Source organism: Frankia sp. CeRuru1 (genome assembly GCF_977966315.1).
The window spans coordinates 1-3,617 of record NZ_CDWWEW010000457.1; the positions used below are offsets into that span (position 1 = coordinate 1).

The 3,617-nt window shown below is 70.0% G+C and carries 3 protein-coding genes; all 3 read right to left on the reverse strand.

Features of this window, described 5'->3' with window-relative positions; genetic code table 11:
• The coding region (locus AC08OP_RS22550) for a biotin/lipoyl-containing protein (RefSeq protein ID WP_476616004.1) at window positions 1-205 on the reverse strand (205 nt) is incomplete at its 3' end.
• Between the two features lie 4 nt (window positions 206-209).
• On the reverse strand, window positions 210-1,199 hold the full coding sequence (locus tag AC08OP_RS22555) for an alpha-ketoacid dehydrogenase subunit beta (RefSeq protein ID WP_476616005.1): 990 nt from the start codon (window positions 1,197-1,199) through the stop codon (window positions 210-212).
• On the reverse strand, window positions 1,196-2,362 hold the full coding sequence (gene pdhA, locus AC08OP_RS22560) for a pyruvate dehydrogenase (acetyl-transferring) E1 component subunit alpha (RefSeq protein WP_476599631.1): 1,167 nt from the start codon (window positions 2,360-2,362) through the stop codon (window positions 1,196-1,198). Before pdhA ends, AC08OP_RS22555 begins: the two co-directional genes overlap by 4 nt.
• Between the last annotated feature and the right edge of the window lie 1,255 nt (window positions 2,363-3,617).

A 3,617-nucleotide genomic window follows, 5' to 3' on the forward strand; every position in this document is an offset into this window, starting at 1 on the left:
CGCTGGTACCGGCCAGGCCGGCGAGGGAGGTGACGACGCCGGCATAGGGGCAGGGCACCTCGACGACGGCTTTGGCGGTCTCGACCTCGGCTACGGGTTGATCGACGGTGATGACGTCCCCGACGCCGACAAGCCAGCGGACGACCTCGGCGGAGGTCAGGCCCTCACCAAGGTCGGGGAGGGGGAATTCGCGTACCGCGGCCACGGTGTTACTGCTCCCACTGGAGTCGGGCGACAGCGTCGAGGATGCGGTCGACGCTGGGAAGGTAGTGATGTTCGAGCATGGGGGGCGGGTAAGGGATGTCGAAGCCGGTGACCCGCAGGACGGGGGCGGCGAGGTGGTGGAAGCACCGCTCGCTGACGCGGGCGGCGATCTCCGCACCGACGCCGCCGAAACCCGCGGCCTCGTGGACCACAACGGCGCGCCCGGTGGCGCGGACCGCCTCGCAGACCGTCTCATCGTCGAAGGGGACCAGCGAGCGCAGGTCGACCACCGCCAGGTCCCAGCCCTCCGATCGCGCGGCCACGGCCGCCTGGAGGCACACGGGGAGCGAGGGGCCGTAGGTCAGGAGGGTCGCGGAGGTACCGGTCCGGCGGACCACTGCCCGGCCGATCGGCGGCACCTCGGCCGTAGACCGGTCGTCCGTAGACCAGTCGTCCGTAGACCAGTAGAGCCGCTTTGGCTCCAGGAAGACCACCGGGTCGTCCGAGGCAATCGCCGAGCGGAGCAGCCCGTAGCCGTCGGCGACGGTGGCGGGGGTGACGACGTGCAGGCCGGGGGTGTGCGCGTAGTAGGCCTCGCTGGAGTCGCTGTGGTGCTCGACGCCGCCGACGCCGCCGCCGTACGGGATGCGGATGGTGATCGGCAGCGTGGTCTTCCCGGCCGTGCGGTTGCGCATCTTGGCCACATGCGACGCGAGCTGCTCGAACGCGGGGTAGGCGAAGGCGTCGAACTGCAGCTCCACGACGGGCCGCAGGCCGTACATGGCCATGCCCACGGCGGTGCCGAGGATGCCTGCCTCGGCCAGGGGGGTGTCCAGGCAGCGTTGCGCGCCGAATTCGGCGGCCAGGCCGTCGGTGACTCGGAAGACGCCGCCGAGGGTGCCGACGTCCTCGCCGAGGATGTGGACGCGCGCGTCCTCGCGCAGCGAGTCGCGCAGCGCGGCGTTGAGGGCCTGCACCATGGTCGCGGCGCTCATCGTGCGTCGTCGCTCTTGGCTGCGTCCGCGGCCTGCCAGGCCATCAGCTCGGCGGCCTGCTCACGAAGCTGGCTGGTCGGCTGGGCATAGACGTGCGTGAACAGCGAGCCCGGATCGAGATCAGGCGCACGATCGAACTGGGCGCGCATCTCGGCGGCGAGTTCCTCGGCGGCCTGCGCGACTGCGGCGACGCCGGCGTCGTCGAGGAGACCGGCCTTGCGCAGCTGCCGCTCCAGCAGCATCAGCGGATCGCGGGCCTGCCAGGCAGCGACCTCCTCCGAGGTGCGGTAGCGGGTCGCGTCGTCGGCGTTGGTGTGCGCCTCCAGCCGGTAGGTGACCGCCTCGACCAGCACCGGGCCGCGACCCGACCGCGCGTGCTCGACCGCCGCGCGCAGCACACCGTGCACCGCAGGCGCATCGTTGCCGTCCACCAGGCGACCGGTGATCCCATGGCCCACCGCCTTGTGTGCCAGCGTCGGTGCCGCGGACTGCTGGGCCAGCGGCACCGAAATCGCATAGCCGTTGTTCTGTACCAGGAACACCACTGGCGCGTTCAGCACCCCGGCGAAGTTCAGCGCCTCGTGGAAGTCGCCCTCGCTGGTACCGCCGTCGCCGATCAGGGCAAGCGCCACGACGTCCTCCGCCGCCCACGGATCCGAGGCCGCGCGCAGGCGGGCGGCGTGGGCCAGGCCCACCGCATGGCAGGCCTGGGTGGCCAGCGGAGTCGACAGCGGCGCGATCCGGTGCTCCCGCGGGTCGTAGCCGCTGTGCGCGTTCCCGCGCATCAGCGTCAGCGCGTCCACCGGGCGCACGCCCCTCGATACCACCGCCAGCGTGTCGCGGTAGCTGGGGAACAGCCAGTCCGACTCCCGCAGCACCATGGCCGCGGCGATCTGGCATGCTTCCTGGCCGGTGGACGCCGGGTACACGGCGAGGCGGCCCTGCCTGGCCAAGGTTGTGGCCTGCTGGTTGAAGCGCCGTCCCAGCACCAGGCGGTGGTACAGGACGCGCAGCAGATCGGTGTCGACCTTCCCCGCAGCCTCCGTGCCGAGGACCCGGACCGGCTCGGGGTCGGGCAGGAGCGGAGCCGGGTCACGACGCGGACCGTGGGAGCTCGGCGGCCCGACGAGGCCGGGCGCGGTGCTGTCGTCGAGGATTGTCATGGTCCACCTTCGGCAGTTGGTGGCGGAAAGGGCTCGGGGATGCCGGTCAGATCTACGCCGCCGTTGACCGGCTGCTGATGCAGGTCGGAACCGTCCGTGGGCTGGCGGGCGAACTGGGGAGGACTCGTCCACCAGCGAACCTGGTCGGTCTCGCGGAAGTGGAGCGCCGGTGCACGATCACCAGTAAGGTCCGCTCGGCCAGCGCGGTCCTCGATGCGTGCTGACTCGCGGTCTCGGGCTCCGGACTTCGGGCTCCGGACTTCGGGCTCCGAGCTCCGAGCTCCGAGCTCCGGACATCGAGCTCCGGGCTCCGAGTCGAGGTGCGGGACCTGAGCAACAGCCTGGCCAGGACGAGGGGTGCTTCTCACCGTCCAGGTGAGCCGCCCAGGCCAGGCCCGACGATCAGGAAGCGAGGTGCGGGGAGCCGTGGCCTCGCTTGAGCTGTCCCGGTTCGCCGGCTTGCCCGGTTCGGGCGCCGTCCGTGGTCACGATCCTCCTCCGCTCAACTTCTTGGCTCTGGTTCTCTGATTTTCCACCCCCCCGTCGGCGGCTGGATCGTGTCCATAATCACCTTGATAGTCACCGCGCGGGCCCCGACCCGGCATTAATGCATGGAGCGCGCCGCGCATCAGGTAGAAATACTTTCGTAAGTCGACTCGCCGAAGATGCGGGGGTAGCGAGTCTGACGTAACCCTGGAAAACCGACCCCGGGGGCTTGAGGTGATTATCATCTCACCCGGCGACGGGAGTGAATCTGCCTGGTCAGGGCCGTGCGGGCCCGATCCTCGCCGAGTCGGGCCCCGGCGGGCGTGAAGTGCGCAGCGCGACGCTCACCGAACGAGCCGGCCAGCACCGCTCGCCGCAGAAGTACCCGGCTGTTCCGATGCCATGTTTGTCGGTTGAATTTCCCTGGACCTTGGTTCTCCGCTGTGACCAGCATCTCGTGGGAGCCCGCCGAAAGTGCCTTCGACGGCTGTTACGTTGCTCGCCGAGCTCATGCCAAGTTTTTATTGGTTGATCCAGGCGAGTTGATCCCCTCGCCGCGCCGTTCGAACGGTGGTCGCCTGTTGACTGATGCTTGCGTTCCGGGAATGCCCATTATGGGCCCCGCCAGGCCCGGGGGGACGGGAGGCTCGAGTTCGTCTTCGCCCACAGCTCAGCGGCAGCTTGATCTGCGCGGCGTCCCGCCCCGCCACGAGTGCCTCCTCGACCTGGTTCGCCTGCGACGGCACCTGGTCCAGGACCACCAGCTGAT

Excerpts from the sequence above, each read along its gene's own strand:
- AC08OP_RS22555 (WP_476616005.1), bottom strand. The coding sequence starts at position 1,199 with ATGAGCGCCGCGACCATGGTGCAGGCCCTCAACGCCGCGCTGCGCGAC.
- pdhA (WP_476599631.1), bottom strand. The coding sequence starts at position 2,362 with ATGACAATCCTCGACGACAGCACCGCGCCCGGCCTCGTCGGGCCGCCG.